Consider the following 18,076-nt stretch of genomic DNA (forward strand, 5'->3'; position numbering starts at 1 on the left):
GAGGATTCCGGAATTGCCGATACCGCTTCGCGGCCTGCTGACCGTACCGCTGTTTTTTCTGCCTGCCGCAGCGCTTGCGGGGGATCCTGCCGTTTGCGCGGCGCTTTACCGGAAACTTGGCAACAGCGCGGAGATCATCGGCAGCACGTCCGCGGCGCGCAGCTACGCCCAGCAGCTCGGCGAATACAATGCCGATATCCGCGAACTCAGGATCGACATGCGCCGGGCCGGCTGCGGCAACGGCAGCGTCGTCGTCCTCGGCGGCCCCAATGCCGACGTCTGCCGCCAGATGCGGGAGGCGCTGGACGGAATGGAGCAGAGCCGCGATGCGCTGACCGCCGAACGCAACAGTTCGCGGCAGATGATCCTGCCCTCGGAGGAGCGGACCACCATTCTCGCCGCCATCCGCGAACAGCGCTGCATCCCCTCCTTCGAGCCGCTGCCGCCTGTCGTGGACGACCGTCGAAAAGTGCCGGGGATCGAACTTCCGAAGGAAGAGCAGCCCTATTCCGGGATCACCAACCTGCGCACCCGCCCGCCGCAAAAGCCGCAGGCGGCCGCCGTCCAGCCGCCGGTGCTCACCCCGCCACCGGAGCGGCCATACGACCCGAACAACAAGGTGCGCACCGTCGGGCCGACCTTCCTGCCCAACGAGAGTATCGATCTCGCCCATCCGAAATCGGCCGGACCGCAGCCGCAGCAATAGTCAGCGGCTGTCCCACCGGTCCTGAAAGATCAGCTCGTCCAGGGCCAGGCGCTGGCGCCAGCCCTTGAGGGCCAGCTCCGGCTCGCTGTAAAGCTGGTCGACATAACCGAGGCAGAGCCAGGCGACGATCTCGATGCGATCCGGAATGCCGAGCAGCGCCCGCACGTCCTCGTCATGAAAAATGCTGACCCAGCCGACACCGACGCCTTCGGCCCGTGCCGCGAGCCAGAGGTTCTGCACGGCGCAGACCGTCGAATAGGCGTCCATGCGCGGATTGTGGGTGCGGCCGAGCACGACCGGTCCCGCACGATCCGGATCGCAGGTGACGCAGACCGACAGCGGCGCCTTGACGATGCCCTCGAGTTTCAGGCTGCGGTAGAGGTCGCCGCGCTCCCCGCCGAACATTTCCGCGGCCTCTTCATTGGCGCTCGAAAAGGCGGCCCGTGCCGCCGCCCGCACCGCCGGATCGCGGACAAGGATGAAATTCCACGGCTGCATGAAGCCGACCGAGGGCGCGGAATGCGCGGCGCCGAGCAGGCGCATCACCAGGTCGTCCGGCAGCGGATCGGGCAGGAACTGGTCGCGCACGTCGCGGCGCGTCTCGATCGCCCTGTAGACGGCCGCGCGTTCGACTTTCGAAAACTCACCGGCAGGCAGCAAGGCATGCGCAAAAGGGTCAGGCTGCATCGTTTATCCCCAACAATGCCGTCGCTTCCCTTCCTTCCTAGGCTGAGCCTTTCAGAAGCAAGGAGAGGTCCGAAACCTTCCGCCGTCCGCGCGGGTCGGTCTATCGTGTCAGGCCGGTCTTCTGACTTGGCTTCATCCGCTTCCTGCCGCCGCCTTCCCGGTTTCCCAGTGGCTAAAACTCCTGCGGCCGAGCGTCCACCTCACAGCGCTGGGCACGTTCCGGATCTGCCCCGGATTCCCGATTCTCCGGCTTGCCGCCGGCACCTGACAGGATCGGTTTTATGCCGGTGCGCCGGCATCGGCAAGGTCATCATGCGACAGGGAAATAGCGCACATAGGAGAATTTGTCGCCTTGCGGAGACCAGTTGGGCGAATTCATCGTGCCCTGTCCGCCGAAGAGGTCGAACAGCGTCTCGACATTGCCGCCGTCCATGTCCATCAGCCGGACGCGAACATTCAGATCGCGCGGATGGTCGAAGACATCGGCGTCGTAGGAGACGAAAACGATCTTGTCACCCTTCGGTGACGGATGCGGAAACCAGTCGCCGTAACCGCTGTCGGTGATCCGCTCGGCCGGGCCGCCTGATGCCGGAACGCGCCAGATCTGCATCACACCCGTGCGGCTGGAGTTGAAATAGATCCACTGGCCGTCCGGCGAATAATCCGGCCCGTCATTGCGGCCTTCGCCAAAAGTCAGCCGGGTTTCCTCGCCGCCTTCGATACCGATCGTATAGACGTCGAACTCGTCGCCGCGGATGCCGCAATAGGCGAAGCTTTTTCCGTCCGGCGACCAGCCGTGCCAGTAGGATGGCAGGTTCCGCGTCACCAGCCTCGGCGTAGCTCCACCTGCGGGAAGAACATAGATCGCCGACTTGCCGAACTCCGCTTTGTCGGAAATCGCGATCAGCGATCCGTCCGGCGAAATACCGTGGTCGTTGTTGCATTGCTGGGCAAAGCCCGTATCGACAAGCTGTGGACCGCCGTCACCATCCGGCGACAGCCGATAGATCAGGCCGTCGCTGTTCAGCATCAGGTATCGGCCGTCCGGCGACCAGTTCGGCGCCTCGAACAGCGCCTCCGTCTGCCAGACCACCCGGTTGTGCCGGGTGCGGATGTTGAAGATCTCGACCGAGCTGCGCAGGGCCATGATCCCCTCCTACCGGTCGCGGAAACGGTTGGTGATCGGGTAACGCCGGTCGCGGCCGAAATTCTTCTTGGTGATCTTGACGCCGGGCGCCGACTGCCGCCGCTTGTATTCGGCAAGATAAAGCAGGTGCTCGATCCGGTGCACGGTGGCGATGTCGTGGCCGCGTGCGACGATCTCTTCCGTACCCATTTCCAGCTCGACGAGGCATTCGAGAATGTCGTCGAGGACCGGATAGGGCGGCAGCGAATCCTGGTCGGTCTGGTTGGGCCTGAGTTCCGCGGAGGGCGCCTTGGAGATGATGTTCTTCGGGATCACCTCGCCGCTCGGGCCGAGAGCAGTCGGCGGCAGATGTTCGTTGCGCCAGGCGGCCAGCGCATAGACCTGCATCTTGTAGAGGTCCTTGATCGGATTGAAGCCGCCGTTCATGTCGCCGTAGAGGGTGGCGTAACCGACCGACATTTCGGACTTGTTGCCGGTCGTCACCACCATCGAGCCGAACTTGTTGGAGATCGCCATCAGGATCGTGCCGCGGGCGCGGCTCTGGAGGTTCTCCTCGGTGATGCCCTCGTCGGTGCCCTCGAACAGTTCGGCCAGCGCCGACGAGAAACCGTCCACCGGCTCGGCGATCTGCACGATGTCGTAACGGCAGCCGAGTGCTTTCGCGCAATCGGCGGCGTCCTTCAGCGAGTCTTCGGACGTATAGCGATAGGGCAGCATCACGGTGCGCACCCTCTCCTCGCCGAGCGCATCGACGGCGATCGCCGCGCAGATGGCGCTGTCGATGCCGCCGGAGAGGCCGAGCACGACCGACTTGAAGCCGTTCTTGTTGACGTAGTCGCGGAAGCCGAGCAGGCAGGCGCGATAGTCAGCCTCCTCCTTTTCCGGGATGCGCGCCATCGGCCCGCGGGCGCAGTGCCAGGTCTCGCCGATCCGTCGCCACTCGGTGACGGCGACCGCCGGCTCGAACTGGCTCATCTGGAAGGCGAGCGACTTGTCGGTGTTGAAGGCAAAGCTGGCGCCGTCGAAGACCAGTTCGTCCTGGCCGCCGAGCTGGGCCGCGTAGATCATCGGCAGGCCGGTCTCGATTACCTGTTTCAGGACGACCTGATGGCGGATATCCACCTTGCCGCGATAATAGGGCGAGCCGTTCGGCACCAGCAGGATTTCCGCGCCGCTTTCCGACAGCGTCTCGCAGACGCCGAGATCACCCCAGATGTCCTCGCAGATCGGGATGCCGAGCCGGACGCCCCGGAAATTCACCGGGCCCGGCATCTCGCCGGCGATGAAGACGCGCTTCTCGTCGAACTCGCCATAGTTCGGCAGGTCGATCTTGTCGCGCACGGCGATCACCTTGCCGCCGTCGAGCACGGCGATCGAATTGTGGCGGCCTTCCTTGCCCTGGCGGGGGAAGCCGATGATGACGCCCGGGCCGCCTTCGGCCGTATCCGCCGCGAGCTCCTCTACGGCCTTCAGGCAGGCCTTCAGGAAAGCCGGCTTCAGGACGAGGTCTTCCGGCGGATAACCGGAGAGGAAAAGCTCGGTGAAAAGAACGATATCCGCCTCTTCTCGGGCAGCATCTCTTCGGGCTTCTCGGGCCAGCGCCAGATTGCCGGCGATATCGCCGACGGTCGGGTTGAGCTGGGCGACGGCGATACGGAAAGTCTGGCTTATGTCCTGGGTCATGGTACCGATTTAGCGTCAGCCGCAGGTGGCGGCAACGTCGTTGCGAGAGTTTTTTGTCGTTCAGGAAGATGCGGGACGGTCGCCCGGATAATGCGGCACGCCGTCCTGCGGCAGGTCGTAGAAATCCGCCTTGTCGGCGCAGTAGATGTGCTCGCCCATGACGAGCCCGCTCGGCTGGTCGAAGGCGCCCGCCAGGATCGAAATGGCTTGCGCACCCTCCGCCTGCCAGAACAGTGCCGAGCCGCATTTCGAGCAGAAGCCGCGCCGCGCTTCGTCGCTGGCGCGATACCAGCTCAGCATTTCCTCGCCTTCGAGCGTCATGTTCTCGAAACGCACGCTAGTGGCCGCATAATAGAGCCCGGTCTGCCGGCGGCATTGCGAACAATGGCAGGCCGTGACCGTCCTCAGCGGCCCCACCGTCTCAAACCGGATCGCACCGCACAGGCAACGGCCGCTGTTCTTCTGATCCATGCAAACTCTCCGACGAAAGAATGGCTCAATGTCGCGACCTGCGGCCTCGGGGTCAAATCTATTCGGCTGATGGTGAGCATCAGCCAAAGCCATGCAAAAACAAAAAAGGCCGGCGTCGCCGCCAGCCTTCTTGGATCTCAACGATCTTCCACGGTTCAGCCGTTGACGACCATCCGCTTTTCATCGCGGCCGCTCTTCATCCGCTCGGCGAGCAGGAAGGCCAGTTCCAGTGCCTGGTCGGCATTGAGGCGCGGGTCGCAATGGGTATGGTAGCGGTCCTGCAGGTCGCCGGCCGTCACCGCGCGGGCGCCGCCGGTGCATTCGGTGACGTCCTTGCCGGTCATCTCGATATGGATGCCGCCCGGATGGGTGCCTTCCGCGCGATGGATCTGGAAGAAGCTCTCGACTTCCGACAGGATCCGGTCGAAGGGCCGGGTCTTGTAGTTGTTGAGCGTGATCGTGTTGCCATGCATCGGATCGCAGGACCAGACCACCTTCTTGCCTTCGCGCTCGACGGCGCGGATCAGCTTCGGCAGGTTCTCGGCGACCTTGTCGTGGCCGAAACGGCAGATCAGCGTCAGGCGGCCGGCTTCGTTGGCCGGGTTCAGCGCGTCGATCAGTTCGATCAGGTTGTCGGCCTGCAGCGACGGGCCGCATTTCAAACCGATCGGGTTCTTGATGCCGCGGAAATATTCGACATGCGCATGGTCGAGCTGGCGGGTGCGGTCGCCGATCCACAGCATGTGGCCCGAGGTCGCGTACCAGTCGCCGGATGTGGAGTCGACGCGGGTGAAAGCTTCTTCGTAACCGAGCAGCAGCGCTTCATGGCTGGTGAAGAAATCCGTCTCGCGCAGGCTCGGCTGGTTTTCCGCGGTAATGCCGATCGCCTTCATGAAATCCATGGTTTCGCTGATACGGTCGGCGAGCTTGCGGTAACGCTCGCCCTGGGGACTATCCTTGACGAAACCGAGCATCCACTTGTGGACGTTTTCCAGATTGGCATAACCGCCCATCGCGAAGGCGCGCAGAAGGTTCAGCGTCGCCGCCGACTGGCGATAGGCCATCATCTGGCGTTCCGGATCGGGAATGCGCGATTCCGGCGAGAACTCGATGCCGTTGATGATGTCGCCGCGGTAGGATGGCAGTTCGACGCCGCCCTGAACTTCGATATTCGAGGAACGGGGCTTGGCGAACTGGCCGGCGATGCGGCCGACCTTGACGACCGGAAGCTGGGCGCCATAGGTCAGGACGACGGCCATCTGCAGGAACGAGCGGAAGAAGTCGCGGATGTTGTCCGCGCCGTGCTCGACGAAGCTTTCGGCACAGTCGCCGCCCTGCAGCAGGAAGGCATTGCCTTCCGCGACGCTGGCGAGCTGCTTCTTCAGGCGGCGGGCTTCACCGGCAAAGACGAGCGGCGGGAAGGTCGCGAGCTGAGCTTCCGTCGCGGCCAGCGCGGCCTTGTCCGGAAATTCCGGGACCTGCTGGATCGGTTTTTGCCGCCAACTGCTGGGGGTCCAATTCTGTGCCATCTCACTCACCTGTCTCGGCCACGGCATCCACTGCCGGGCAAACGCCCTTAAAATCGAGGCGGCTTATAAACCTTAACAGCCGCCTTGCATAGCCGGTTTGCGCCGCCGCCTGCCCCGATCCGCCTTGAGCGGGCTGCCCCCGTTGGGGCAAAAGGCGCCCCGCTGCGGAGGCCTTCCCGGCGGCCCTCCATGCTTCCGGCGGCCGGTCGATCGCCTGCAGTACGAAATCGGCGCATGAGCGGGATTTTATTGCCGTTCTTAGCCACAATTTCACGATTTTGGGCGAGGTTTCGCCCAAGGTCTTCTTGCTGGGGAGCAGGCGATGCGTCCGATAACACGTTTCTGGAAAGATCGCCGGGGCAATTTCGGCGTCATGACTGCCTTTCTGCTGGTTCCGCTGATCGGGACCGCCGGCATGGCGCTTGATTTCGGCCACGCCCTTACCGTCAAGCAGCAACTCGTCGGCGCAGCCGATGCGGCTGCCGTCGGCGCGATCGCCGAGAAGTCCAAGGCGGTCGCCCAGGCGATGCAGCTGCAGGGCGACGGCAGCGTGTCGCTCGATCCCGCGGAGGCCCGAGGCATCTTCCTCGGCCAGATGTCCGGCGAACTTTCCACCCTACCGGTCAGCGTCGATATAGACGTGCTGAAGACCAACGGCGTGCTGACCTCGCGCGTATCGTTCAGCGCAACCCTGCCGACTGCGTTCATGACCATTCTCGGCAAGGACGACATCACCGTGTCCGGCCAGGCCACCGCGCAATACCAGACACCATCGTTCCTAGACTTCTACATGCTGCTCGACAACACGCCCTCGATGGGGGTTGGGGCGACACCTGCAGACGTGGCCAAGCTCCGGGCGGCGACGATCAATGGCCGCAACGGCAAAGACAAGGATTGCGCCTTCGCCTGTCATATCGTTTCCGAAAGCGGCGTCGAGGATACAGGCAGCTATTACAACCTCGCAAAAACTATTGGGGCGACAATCCGCATCGACGTGGTGGCAGATGCGGTTGCCGCACTTATGAGCACCGCCAAGGAGACGCAAACAGTTACCGGCCAGTTCCGTATGGCGGCGTACACGTTCGGGCAAACTGCACTGGACGCAAAACTCTTTACCGTCGCCAATCCCACGACCGACTTCGATGCTCTCAGCAAGGCAACGCAGAAGATTCAGCTGATGAGTATCCCAAGTCACGATTACCCAAACAACCAGACAGATTACAACGCGGCCCTGACCGGCATCAGCGACAAGATCAAGTCGACTGGCGGTGGTACGAGCTCTGCCGACCGACAGGCGATCGTCTTCCTGGTCGGGGATGGCGTGGGTGACGCGCAGCGCGCCAACTGCAAAGAGAAGTTGACCCATACCAAGGTGGGATCAGAACAACTGCCACGCTGCATGGAACCGATCGACGTCCAGTACTGCAACGATATCAAGCTTCGGGGCGTCAAGATCGCCGTGCTATACACGACCTATCTGCCTCTGCCGGAGAACAGTTTCTACAATAGCTGGATCGCGCCGTTTCAGCCTAAAATTCCGAACAACATGCAGGCCTGCGCCACCGAAGGCTATTACTTCGAGGTGAGCCCGACCGAAGGTATTGCTGCAGCCATGAATACCCTTTTCCGCAAGATTGTCAGCACTCCGCGCATCACCAGCTGAGGTCGCGCCGAAGCCGCGAGCGCGTCAAACGCGCTCGCCGTTCTTCACCCGGTAGCTCGGGTTGTACATGGTGACGAGTTCTTCCGCCGCCGTCGGATGAACGGCCATGGTGCGGTCGAAATCGTCCTTGGTGACGCCGGCCTTCAGCGAGATGCCGAGAAGCTGCGCCATCTCGCCGGCATCGTGGCCGAGGACGTGGGCGCCGACCACCTTGCGGCTCGCCGCATCGACGACCAGTTTCATGATCATCTTTTCGGACCGTCCCGAAAGCGTCGCCTTCATCGGCCGGAATTCGGCGCGGTAGATTTCGAGTTCCGGATAGCGCTTGGCGGCCTCCTCTTCCGACAGGCCGACGGTGCCGATCTCCGGCTGCGAGAACACGGCGGTGGCGATCAGGTCGTGGTCGGGAGCGGTCGGGTTGTTCCGGTATTCGGTTTCGATGAAGCACATCGCCTCGTGGATCGCGACCGGCGTCAGTTGTACCCGGTCGGTGACATCGCCGAGCGCATAGATATGCGGCACGCTGGTGCGCGAATATTTGTCGACGACGATGGCGCCCCTATCGTTCACCTCGACGCCCGCGCCCTCCAGGCCGAGACCGTGCGTGTTCGGATCACGGCCGAGCGCCAGCATGACCGTGTCGACGGCGAGCGTTTCGCCACACATGGTTTTCGCCACCAGACCGCCGGCCGCCGTCTTCGTCACCTCCTCGATCACGTCCGTCAGGATGATGCGGATGCCCTTTTCCACCATCGCCTTGTGCAGGCCCTGGCGCATGTCGTGGTCGAAGCGCGACAGGATTTCCTTGCCGCGATAGATCAGCGTCACATCGACGCCGAGGCCATGGAAGATGTTGGCGAATTCGACCGCGATGTAGCCGCCGCCGGCGATCAGGATTGAACGCGGCAGTTCAGGCAGATGGAAGGCCTCGTTGGAGGAGATGCAGAACTCGTGACCGGGCAGCGCGGCATGCGGGTTGGGAGCGCCGCCCGTCGCGATGACGATCTTTTCGGCGGTCACCATCTTGCCGGTCTTCACAAGCCGGATCGTATGGGCATCGACCAGTTCGGCGCGGGTCTCGAGGATTTCCGCACCGTTGTTCTCAAGGCCCTTGCGATAAAGGCCTTCGAGGCGGGCGATCTCCTTGTCCTTGGCGGCGATCAGCTTCTTCCAGTCGAACGTGCTTTCGCCGACCTCCCAGCCGTAACCTGCGGCATCCTCGAAATGCTCGTGATATTGCGAGGCATAGACGAACAGCTTCTTCGGCACGCAGCCGCGGATGACGCAGGTGCCGCCGAACCGATATTCCTCGGCGATCGCCACCCGCTTGCCGAGCGACGCGGCCACGCGCCCTGCCCTCACGCCGCCCGATCCGCCGCCAATCACGAAGAGATCATAGTCATAGGCGGTCATGGCATTCTCCTTGGAAGCAGGCGGCTGGATGTGGCTCACATATAGTGACGGAAGCCCCCAAAGGAAAAGCCCGGATTGCTCCGGGCTTCCATAAATTCAGCGGGTCGCGGATGCGATCAGGGCTTCGGCGCGGGAGCCGGAGCCGGAGCGGGCTTGGCGGCCGGAGCGGCAGGCTTGGCCGGCGCGGCTGCTGCGGGAGCGGCGGGCTTGGCGGCAGGCGCGGCAGCGGGCTTGGCCGGCGGCGCAGCGGGCTTTGCCGGTGCGGGTGCTGCCTGGGCTTCGGCGGGAGCCGGATCGACGACCGGCGGCTTGATCGGGTTTGCGTCGATGATGCCGCGCAGCTTTTCGGAGCTCTGGTTGGTCAGGTCGCGGGAAATTCCGTTTGCCCAGATTTCAGCGGCCTTGGTCAGTTCGCGGCTGACGAGCGGCTGGTTGGTCAGCAGCTTCTTGCCGGCTTCCGTGTTGAAGAAGGTGGAGATCGACTTCAGCTCGTCGACCGAGAAGCTCTTGGCGTAGATGGTCGCGGCTTCCTTTTCCAGGTCGGCGCGGCGCGGCGCAAGCACCAGCGCCTGTTCGTCGACGACGTTGGAGATCTGCCCCTGGAAGTTCGGAGAGGCCTGGATGAACTGGGCCTTCAGACGCTCTGCGAGGTTGGGCAGGATGTTGTCGTAGCGATCGGTAACATTGAGCGCCGCGATGGCATCGCGCGCAGCGGCAAGCTGGGCTTCCGAAACTTCCTGTGCGCGAGCCGATACCGTGAAGGCGCCGGAGAAGAGGATCGCCACAGCGGCGGCACGGCCGAGAACCGCGAATCTGATCATGAGTGTGTTGCTCCTAGTTATTTCGCCTCGAGCGTCCGCGCTCCAGCCTCACCGGCAATGATCGCTAAGGACGCCATGTGGATGAACAGCCCGTGTTCCACGACACCGGGAATGAAATTAAGCTCCGCCGACAGAGCGTCTGCATCAGGAATGCGGCCAAAAGATGCGTCCAGAATGTAGTGGCCACCGTCCGTCATGAAGATATCGGCGCCGGATTTGCGCAGATTCAGCGCGCCGCTCAGCCCCAGCCTGGAGGCAGCCTTTTCGATCGCGATCTGGGTCGCCGCAAGGCCGAAGGGATTGACCTCGATCGGCAGCGGATAGGCTCCGAGCATGCCGACCAGCTTGCTTTCGTCGGCAATCACGATCATGCGAGCGGAGGCCGCGGCGACGATCTTCTCGCGCAGCAATGCACCGCCGCCGCCCTTGATCAGGGTCAGGTTGGCATCGACCTCGTCGGCGCCGTCGATGGTCAGATCGAGCTCCGGAAGTTCGTCGAGCGATTTCAGCGGGATACCGAGCTCGACGCAGAGCCTTGCGGTGCGCTCCGACGTCGGTACGCCTTCGACCTTGAAGCCCCCATCAACCTTTTCGGCGAGTAGCCTGACGAATTCGTCCGCCGTCGAACCGGTGCCGATGCCAAGCCTCATGCCGTCCTCGACATAGGCCAGTGCCGCTTGCGCCGCCTTGACTTTCATTTCCCGGGCGTCCATCCGCCAAAAGCTCCCCGCTGTTTTTGCCGACCCGCTGTTTACACGCCTCTCCCGGCAAACGAAAGTCCCCTTGCAGCGGGTTTTACGAAGGGTCGCGAATCTCGCATATTTGCTTTTCACGGCAGCATTGCTTAATCCGGGACATCTCCCGAACGACGTTCACGAGGTTCCATTGACCGCTCCACTCGTCATTTTCGACCTCGACGGCACACTGATCGACACCGCACCGGATCTGATCGACAGCCTCAACCATACGATTTCGGCGGTCGACCTTGCGCCCGTCACCTTCGAGGACCTCACGCATCTTGTCGGCCAGGGCGTGCGCGTGATGATCCGCCGCGCCTTCGAACTTCGCCGGGCGCCGCTCGACGAACCGACCGCCGCAAGGCTGTTCGACCGCTACATGGAGCATTACGAGGCGCAGATGCCGGGCAGGAGCCGCCCCTATGACGGCGTCGTCGCCTGCCTGGACCGCCTGTCGGCGGCGGGAATGCGGCTCGCCGTCTGCACCAACAAGTCCGGACAGCTCGCCTTCCCGCTTCTCCAGAAGCTCGGCCTGCTCGATCGTTTCGTCGCAATGACCTGCGGCGATACGTTCGCCGTCCGCAAGCCGGATGCACGGCATATCTTCGGCACGATCGAACGGGCCGGCGGCGATCCCGCGAGGAGCGTCATGATCGGCGACAGCGTCAACGACATCCTGGCCGCGCAGAATGCGGGCATCGCCTCGGTCGCCGTGACCTTCGGTTATTCCGACGTCGCCGTCGAGACGCTCAACCCCGATCGCGTGATCAGCGGCTATGACCAGCTGACCGTGGAGATGGTGGAAACCCTGATTTCCGCCGACGTGAAGCGGGTGGCGGCAGCCAAATAAGAAGAGGGCGGCACCAGGCCGCCCTACTCCGCAATCCGAAACTCGGTCCGTCCGGAACTCAGCTCTGTGCCGCACGCACCTTGGTGGTTGCGGCAAAAGCCTTCACCGTCGCGTCGTCGCGGCCATAGACGTCGTCGAAATATTCGACCTTGCCGTCCTTGTTCGGCCAGGCGGTGAAGTACGAGACGTAGACCGGGATCTTGACCGGCACCTTGGTGGCGACGTTCTGGCCGGCGGCGATACGTCCGTTGACGTCGTCGATCGTCGTGCCGAGCACGGCGGCCGCCATCTTGCGCGGTTCCGCGAGACGGACGCAACCGTGGCTCAACGCCCGCATGTCGCGCTGGAAGAAGCTCTTCGAGGGCGTGTCATGCATGTAGATCGCGTGGCTGTTCGGGAAGAGGATCTTCAGGTCGCCGAGAGCGTTGTCGCTCGACGGCGGCTGGCGGACGGAAACCTTCTCGGTGGATCCGAACCAGTTGACGCTGCTCGACGGAACGGCCTTGCCGCCGATCGAGACCTCGTAACCCAGACGATCGAGATAGCTCGGGTCCTGGCGCAGCTTCGGCAGCATCTCGTTGATGATGATCGACTGCGGCACGCCCCAATAGGGATTGAACTCGACCGTCTCGATCTCGTCCTGGAAGAAATAGGTCTGGTTGGCCTTGCCGCCGACCACGACGCGCATCGAGAACTGTTCGGCGCCGCGATCGTGGTAATAGACCATGAAGGCCGGCTGATTGATGAAGACGTAACGCTGACCGAGATCGTCCGGCAGCCAGCGCGCCTGTTCCATGGCGACCTCGACCTTCTCGATCTTGTCCTTCGAGGTATGGCCGACCATCCTGCGCACCGTCGCATTGCCGATGACGCCGTCGGCCTTGAGGCCGACTTCGGCCTGGAAGGATTTGACCACCTCGACGAGTTCCGGCGTGTAGTCCGGGGTCTGCTGATAGGCCGCAAACGTCGCCGCGTGCTTGGTCTTCAGCGCCTCGGAGCCGGTGTGCTGGATGGCGGCGATGATGCTTGCCATATCCGGGCTGCTCTTGCCCGGCTTCAGGAGAATGTCGTTGGGCAGCGAGATGCGGGGGCCGTCGTTGGCGGCCGCGGCACGCAGCGTTGCGAGTTCGGCCTTCAGCGCCTGGAACTGGGGGCCCTGCGGCGCGAGGCCCTGCAGGTAGGCCGCGACGTCCGTGCCGGTCTGCGCGAAAGGCAGAACGAGCGAAAGCTTGACGTCCTTGCGCTTGAAATCGTGGTAACCCGACAGCTTGTTCGGATCGATGCGGCCGCGCATCATATCCTGCGCGAACACCAGCACCTTTTCCGACAGGGCCAGTTCGAACTGCATCAGGGCGCGGTCATGGCTGTCGGCGGCTGCAACCGGAGCCGGGGTCGACGCAGCCCCCGTAGCGACAGCCATAGCCGTCGCCGAAGCGTTGACCGGCGTTGCCGCATCGGTCGGCGCCGCGACGCTTGCCGTGGTCAGCGCCGGGACCGGCAGGATGTAATCGGCGGGCTCCAGGCCGTATTCGCCGGCGCGTTCGAAGAGCGCCAGGACGCCCCTCGCCTTTTCATTGACGTCGCCGCCGGAGATCCAGACGGGTTGGGCGGCCTTGGCGTAGAAGGCCTCGAGGGCGGTCGCGATTTCCGCGGGCGCCGAAACCTTGGCCTCGGCGATCAGGCGGCTGCCATCCGTCGCCGATATCGCCGCAAAACCCGCCGTCTTCACGAGGCGTTCGGCATCCGGCTTGTAGGTGTAATAACGAGGACCGGAAACTTTCGGCAGCGGCTCCGGATCGGCAAGGCTGCGCTCCGTCGGCAGGGCCGCGTTGCCGCCGACACCCGGCAGGCCGTTATCGACGCGTCTCGCCCGGTCGGCGCCGGGACCGCCCCGCAAAATGTCGAGAAGGGTTACGGCATGTGCGGGAACGGCCGCTCCGGCGAAGATCGAGATGCCCGAAACAAGCGCCAAGGCGATCGAAGTTTTCTTGTGTCTGTATTGCAATGTCGTCCCCGTCACCTGCATCCGCGTCTTAAATTCGCGGGCTCGAATATGTATCACGCCATCTAACCGATCGCGTGAGGGATGGAAAGAAACGCCCGTGTGTCCAGCCAGTTCGGGCTCCGCCAAAAAAGCATCGGTGCGCAGCCGGAAGGTTAAGAAACTATTCGTTAAATTTTTACTGACGGCCATCGACGAGCCGCGGGTGGACAGGCGGATTTTGCTGTATAATTCCGCGGCCCGTGTCATAAAAGGCACGGCGAAAGAACGCCAAAAACCCTGTTTCCCCGGCTTGCGGACGCGCCGCAATCGTATAGTAATGCCGCCGGCCGGCGCGGACGCGGTAACGCGTTGTTGATCTTCTGAAACACCGGCAGCGACCACGAGCAAAAAGAGGCAGCGAAGATGGCATCGACCCGCACCGAAACCGATACGTTTGGCCCGATCGACGTGGCAGGCGACCGTTATTGGGGCGCCCAGGCGCAGCGCTCGCTCGGCAACTTCAAGATCGGCTGGGAAAAGCAGCCGCTTCCGGTCGTGCGCGCACTCGGCATCGTCAAGCAGGCCGCTGCCCGCGCCAACATGGAACTCGCCGGTCTCGACGCCGGGCTCGGCAAGGCAATCATCGACGCCGCCCAGGAAGTCATCGACGGCAAGCTCAACGATCACTTCCCGCTCGTCGTATGGCAGACCGGTTCCGGCACCCAGTCGAACATGAACGCCAACGAGGTCATCTCCAACCGCGCGATCGAAATGCTCGGCGGCGTGATGGGCTCCAAGAAGCCCGTGCATCCGAACGACCACGTCAACATGAGCCAGTCGTCGAACGACACCTATCCGACGGCCATGCACATCGCCTGCGTCGAAACCATCGTGCGCCATCTCGTCCCCTCGCTGAAGCACCTGCACGAAGCGCTGGAAGCGAAGGTCAAGGCGTTCTCGCACATCATCAAGATCGGCCGCACCCACACGCAGGACGCCACGCCCTTGACGCTCGGCCAGGAATTCTCCGGCTATGCGGCGCAGGTCGGCTCGGCGATCGCCAATATCGAACTGACGCTGCCGGCGCTTTCCAAGCTCGCCCAGGGCGGCACAGCGGTCGGCACGGGCCTCAACGCTCCCGTCGGCTTTGCCGAAAAGGTCGCCGAGGAGATCTCCAAGATCACCGGCCTGCCCTTCGTGACCGCGCCGAACAAGTTCGAGGCGCTCGCCTCGCACGACTCAATGGTTTTCGCGCATGGCGCGATCAACGCCGCCGCGGCCGCGCTCTTCAAGATCGCCAACGACATCCGCTTCCTCGGCTCCGGCCCGCGCGCCGGCCTCGGCGAACTGTCGCTGCCGGAAAACGAGCCGGGCTCGTCGATCATGCCGGGCAAGGTCAACCCGACCCAGTCGGAGGCGCTCACCCAGGTCTGCGCCCACATCTTCGGAAATCATGCGGCGCTGACCTTCGCCGGCAGCCAGGGCCATTTCGAGCTCAACGTCTACAATCCGATGATGGCCTATAATTTCCTGCAGTCGGTGCAGCTGCTCGGCGACGCTGCCGTTTCCTTCACCGACAATTGCGTGGTCGGCATCGAGGCGCGCGAAGACAATATCAGACGCGGCGTGGAAAACTCGCTGATGCTGGTTACCGCGCTTAACACCAGACTGGGCTACGACATCTGCGCCAAGATCGCCAAGACCGCCCACAAGAACGGCACCACCCTGCGCGACGAGGCGGTCGGCGGCGGATACCTGACGAACGAGGAATTCGATCAGTATGTCCGCCCGGAAAACATGATCGGCCCCAAATAAGCATAGCTATCTGATAATATAACGGAAAAAGCCCGCCTCTCGAATGGCGGGCTTTCTCTTGAGGGCAGTCCAATTGATTAATTTCGAGAATATATCAAATTTTACAAAGTGAATATCTTTTCGGCCCTAAAGTCCGGAAACCCATTAATTTTGAGGGAAAATGGGGAAATTCAGAAATGCGAGTTAAATTTAAGAATAAGCTCTTCCGCTGGTACCCCTTAATTCTTTTCCAACATTTTTCACATACTACTTCGCTTCATAGCATACGGGTGGGATCTAGTGGGGATCGTCGATGACGACGGCAACGGCGCCGAGGGCGCAATCTAGCGATCTGATCGGCCAGATCATCTATGCGGTGCGATCGATGGGCGTCGCGCCGATCCCTCGTAACTATCAGCTTTTCTACGAAGCCTATATCGGTTCCAATCCCGATCTGACCCGCGACCTGGCGGCGCTCGGCAGCCGTGCGACGCAGGAAGAGCTGGACGCGCTTTCGCATCGCTACCTTGGAACGGGCCAGGTGGCCGTCATCGAAGACGCCCATAGCAAGCTTCTCAGCGAACTGGACGCGCTCCTGAAACTGTTGCGCCAGGAACAGAGCTCGCTCGAAAGCTACGGCCGGCTGCTTGGAGAGACCGCCCAGCGGATCAACTCCAAGAGCAATTTTTCCAACGACCTTTTGACCAGCGCGCTGATGCTCCTGAGCGAGGCGACGGGCAATACCATGGCGCATGGCGAGAAGACCGTCGGCGGCGTTGTCCAGCGCAGCCAAGAAATGGACCAGGTCCGCCGCGAACTCGACGAATACAAGCGCATTGCCAACACCGATTCGCTCACCCGCATCGCCAACCGCCGGGCCTTCGACGAGCGCCTTGCCGCGACCTACGACAATTCGGCGGTATTGCCGGTCACCGCGCTGGTGCTGGCCGATATCGACAATTTCAAGAAGATCAACGACAGCTACGGCCATCCCGTCGGCGACAAGATCCTCGCGACGGTCGCCTCGGTCATCCGCTCGAACGTTCGCAAGGACGTGTTCGTCGCCCGCTCGGGCGGCGAGGAATTCGCGATCATCGTCGAGGGCAATACGCCGGAAGAAGTGATGATCATCTGCGAGCGGGTCCGCCGGGCGCTGGAAACCCGGACCTTCCGCAATTCGCGCTCCGGCGTCGACTACGGCCCGGTCACCATTTCCCTCGGCTTCGCGATGGGCTCGCAGGCGAGCGACCCGGGCGAACTCTACGCCAACGCCGATACGGCCCTCTACACCGCCAAGAATTCCGGCCGCAACCGGTCGGTGTTCTTCGAGGACGGCATGAAGAAGGACTATGTCGGCAAGAGCTGGCTGATCTACAGGAAGTAGATTCCCCTCGGTCGCAGGCCGTGATGCCCAGGCATCACGGCAACCGCTTGCAAAAACGGCCTGTCAATACACCAGGACATTGACGTAATCGCCGCGCGGCCCCCGAAAAATCCGCACGTTGATCATGACGTTGCCGCGAACGATGGCGCTGCGGGCGCTGCGCTCGATGGTACCGCGGCTGATCATGCGCTCGACGAGCTCGCGATTGCCTGCGTCAGCGAAGAAACTGTCGCTCTGGTCGCCGCGCTGCGAGACGCCGAAGCGGTGAAAATTGGCGCGGTCCTGGCGGATGATCTGCCAGGGCTCCTGCAGGCGCGCGTTGCTGGAATTGTAGAGGTCATCCTCGCCGATGAAGGCGTTGTATTCCTCGATCAACTGGTCGGCCCGCGCCGCATGGGCGCCGAACATCGTCGCGGCCAGAATCACCGCCGCAAAGCCGGTTCCAAACTTCATGAAATCCCCCGTGCCCGTCCCCTATGGCGGGTCGACTAGATTGTTGCCCTGACCGCGACAAATGTCCATGACGACGCCGGGCGGCCGGCTGCTTCTTCAAAAATGATACGCCGTTATGACCGCGAATGGACCGGCGGTGCTACCACATGGTCCTGGCGGCGCGTTCCGGCCATTCGCGGTCGTAGGTTTCCTTGTCGAAATCGGCCTTGGTGGCCTTCAGGAGCGTGCCGGGCGTCGGCAGGTCCTTCGGATCGACGAAACGCTCCGGGTTCCAGAGCTCCGCCCGCATCAGGGCGCGGGCACACTGGAAATAGACCTCGTTGATGGCGATGACCGTGACGCTGCGCGGATGCCGGCCGTCCATCTCGAAGCTCAGCAGCAGTTCGGGTTCCACCGAAATCACGGCGCGGCCGTTGATGCGCATCGCCGTGTTGGAGCCGGGGATCAGGAACATCAGCGCCACGCGCGGGTCGCGGACGATATTGATCAGCGAATCGATGCGGTTGTTGCCGCGCCAGTCGGGCAGAAGCAGCGTCGCTTCGTCCTTTATCCGCACCGCGCCGCCGAGATCGCCGCGCGGCGAACAGTCGAGCCCTTCCGGCCCGACTGTGGCAAACGCGACGAAGGGAGACGCCTCGATCATCTGCCGGTATTCCGCGGTCAGCGTCTTCGTCACCTTGGCGATCGAGGCTTCCGACACGCCGTCATAGATCGCCTTCAACTGCTCGACGGATGTGATGATGGTCATGATTCG

16 protein-coding genes and 1 riboswitch are annotated in these 18,076 nt (G+C 62.8%); of the genes, 5 read left to right on the forward strand and 11 right to left on the reverse strand.

Annotated features, from left to right (window positions below; translation table 11 throughout):
- Positions 1-13: 13 nt before the first annotated feature.
- Positions 14-706 (forward strand): hypothetical protein, encoded by a 693-nt coding sequence (locus tag J2X76_RS20075; protein ID WP_162736613.1) that lies wholly within the window; start codon positions 14-16, stop codon positions 704-706.
- Here J2X76_RS20075 and bluB read toward each other — a convergent pair whose 3' ends face one another.
- From bluB to J2X76_RS20100, 5 genes are all read right to left on the reverse strand, one after another.
- On the reverse strand, positions 707-1,393 hold the full coding sequence (gene bluB, locus J2X76_RS20080) for a 5,6-dimethylbenzimidazole synthase (RefSeq protein ID WP_310219056.1): 687 nt from the start codon (positions 1,391-1,393) through the stop codon (positions 707-709).
- Between the two features lie 93 nt (positions 1,394-1,486).
- Positions 1,487-1,676, reverse strand: a riboswitch (cobalamin riboswitch).
- Between the two features lie 27 nt (positions 1,677-1,703).
- Entirely contained in the window at positions 1,704-2,534 is an 831-nt protein-coding gene (locus tag J2X76_RS20085; RefSeq protein ID WP_310219374.1) for a TolB family protein, read from the reverse strand.
- A 15-nt stretch (positions 2,535-2,549) separates the two neighbouring features.
- Positions 2,550-4,223 carry an NAD+ synthase gene (locus tag J2X76_RS20090; RefSeq protein ID WP_310219057.1) on the reverse strand — a complete coding sequence of 558 codons (1,674 nt, stop codon included), beginning with the start codon at positions 4,221-4,223 and terminating at the stop codon, positions 2,550-2,552.
- Positions 4,224-4,283: 60 nt separating this feature from the next.
- Complete coding sequence (locus tag J2X76_RS20095; protein ID WP_310219058.1) at positions 4,284-4,694, reverse strand: GFA family protein; 411 nt, start codon at positions 4,692-4,694, stop codon at positions 4,284-4,286.
- Between the two features lie 155 nt (positions 4,695-4,849).
- A complete protein-coding gene (locus J2X76_RS20100; RefSeq protein ID WP_113285820.1) occupies positions 4,850-6,223 on the reverse strand; it encodes a class II 3-deoxy-7-phosphoheptulonate synthase in 1,374 nt (457 codons plus the stop codon).
- Positions 6,224-6,545: 322 nt separating this feature from the next.
- On the opposite strand from J2X76_RS20100, the gene J2X76_RS20105 reads away from it, so the two are divergent.
- Positions 6,546-7,886: a pilus assembly protein gene (locus J2X76_RS20105; RefSeq protein ID WP_310219059.1), complete on the forward strand. Its 1,341-nt coding sequence runs from the start codon at positions 6,546-6,548 to the stop codon at positions 7,884-7,886.
- A 24-nt stretch (positions 7,887-7,910) separates the two neighbouring features.
- Here the strand turns inward: J2X76_RS20105 and gor are convergent, their stop codons facing one another.
- The 3 genes from gor to rpiA form a co-directional block, all read right to left on the reverse strand.
- Positions 7,911-9,299 carry a glutathione-disulfide reductase gene (gene gor / locus J2X76_RS20110; RefSeq protein WP_310219060.1) on the reverse strand — a complete coding sequence of 463 codons (1,389 nt, stop codon included), beginning with the start codon at positions 9,297-9,299 and terminating at the stop codon, positions 7,911-7,913.
- Between the two features lie 116 nt (positions 9,300-9,415).
- Entirely contained in the window at positions 9,416-10,120 is a 705-nt protein-coding gene (locus J2X76_RS20115) for a DUF2059 domain-containing protein (protein ID WP_113285816.1), read from the reverse strand.
- A gap of 17 nt (positions 10,121-10,137) precedes the next feature.
- The gene (gene rpiA / locus J2X76_RS20120; RefSeq protein ID WP_113285815.1) at positions 10,138-10,833 is read right to left on the reverse strand and encodes a ribose-5-phosphate isomerase RpiA; all 696 of its coding nucleotides are present in this window, start codon (positions 10,831-10,833) and stop codon (positions 10,138-10,140) included.
- A 172-nt stretch (positions 10,834-11,005) separates the two neighbouring features.
- On the opposite strand from rpiA, the gene J2X76_RS20125 reads away from it, so the two are divergent.
- On the forward strand, positions 11,006-11,707 hold the full coding sequence (locus tag J2X76_RS20125; protein ID WP_310219061.1) for an HAD family hydrolase: 702 nt from the start codon (positions 11,006-11,008) through the stop codon (positions 11,705-11,707).
- Positions 11,708-11,765: 58 nt separating this feature from the next.
- Here the strand turns inward: J2X76_RS20125 and J2X76_RS20130 are convergent, their stop codons facing one another.
- On the reverse strand, positions 11,766-13,733 hold the full coding sequence (locus J2X76_RS20130) for a murein L,D-transpeptidase (protein ID WP_405030072.1): 1,968 nt from the start codon (positions 13,731-13,733) through the stop codon (positions 11,766-11,768).
- Between the two features lie 381 nt (positions 13,734-14,114).
- On the opposite strand from J2X76_RS20130, the gene fumC reads away from it, so the two are divergent.
- Together fumC and J2X76_RS20140 are read left to right on the forward strand one after the other, a co-directional pair.
- Complete coding sequence (gene fumC, locus J2X76_RS20135) at positions 14,115-15,506, forward strand: class II fumarate hydratase (RefSeq protein WP_310219064.1); 1,392 nt, start codon at positions 14,115-14,117, stop codon at positions 15,504-15,506.
- Positions 15,507-15,798: 292 nt separating this feature from the next.
- Complete coding sequence (locus J2X76_RS20140; protein ID WP_113129551.1) at positions 15,799-16,869, forward strand: GGDEF domain-containing protein; 1,071 nt, start codon at positions 15,799-15,801, stop codon at positions 16,867-16,869.
- 63 nt (positions 16,870-16,932) lie between these two features.
- Here the strand turns inward: J2X76_RS20140 and J2X76_RS20145 are convergent, their stop codons facing one another.
- Positions 16,933-17,322, reverse strand: a complete 390-nt coding sequence (locus J2X76_RS20145; protein WP_113129550.1) for a hypothetical protein — start codon at positions 17,320-17,322, stop codon at positions 16,933-16,935.
- A gap of 139 nt (positions 17,323-17,461) precedes the next feature.
- Entirely contained in the window at positions 17,462-18,070 is a 609-nt protein-coding gene (locus J2X76_RS20150; RefSeq protein ID WP_310219066.1) for a pyridoxamine 5'-phosphate oxidase family protein, read from the reverse strand.
- Positions 18,071-18,076: the final 6 nt, after the last annotated feature.

The sequence above is a fragment of the Neorhizobium sp. 2083 genome, assembly GCF_031455615.1.
GTDB lineage: Bacteria > Pseudomonadota > Alphaproteobacteria > Rhizobiales > Rhizobiaceae > Neorhizobium.

Coding starts and splice junctions, on each gene's coding strand:
- J2X76_RS20115 (WP_113285816.1), bottom strand. CDS start 10,120: ATGATCAGATTCGCGGTTCTCGGCCGTGCCGCCGCTGTGGCGATCCTC.
- rpiA (WP_113285815.1), bottom strand. CDS start 10,833: ATGGACGCCCGGGAAATGAAAGTCAAGGCGGCGCAAGCGGCACTGGCC.
- J2X76_RS20145 (WP_113129550.1), bottom strand. CDS start 17,322: ATGAAGTTTGGAACCGGCTTTGCGGCGGTGATTCTGGCCGCGACGATG.
- fumC (WP_310219064.1), top strand. CDS start 14,115: ATGGCATCGACCCGCACCGAAACCGATACGTTTGGCCCGATCGACGTG.
- J2X76_RS20090 (WP_310219057.1), bottom strand. CDS start 4,223: ATGACCCAGGACATAAGCCAGACTTTCCGTATCGCCGTCGCCCAGCTC.
- J2X76_RS20100 (WP_113285820.1), bottom strand. CDS start 6,223: ATGGCACAGAATTGGACCCCCAGCAGTTGGCGGCAAAAACCGATCCAG.
- J2X76_RS20140 (WP_113129551.1), top strand. CDS start 15,799: ATGACGACGGCAACGGCGCCGAGGGCGCAATCTAGCGATCTGATCGGC.
- J2X76_RS20130 (WP_405030072.1), bottom strand. CDS start 13,733: ATGCAGGTGACGGGGACGACATTGCAATACAGACACAAGAAAACTTCG.
- J2X76_RS20105 (WP_310219059.1), top strand. CDS start 6,546: ATGCGTCCGATAACACGTTTCTGGAAAGATCGCCGGGGCAATTTCGGC.
- J2X76_RS20150 (WP_310219066.1), bottom strand. CDS start 18,070: ATGACCATCATCACATCCGTCGAGCAGTTGAAGGCGATCTATGACGGC.
- J2X76_RS20095 (WP_310219058.1), bottom strand. CDS start 4,694: ATGGATCAGAAGAACAGCGGCCGTTGCCTGTGCGGTGCGATCCGGTTT.
- bluB (WP_310219056.1), bottom strand. CDS start 1,393: ATGCAGCCTGACCCTTTTGCGCATGCCTTGCTGCCTGCCGGTGAGTTT.
- gor (WP_310219060.1), bottom strand. CDS start 9,299: ATGACCGCCTATGACTATGATCTCTTCGTGATTGGCGGCGGATCGGGC.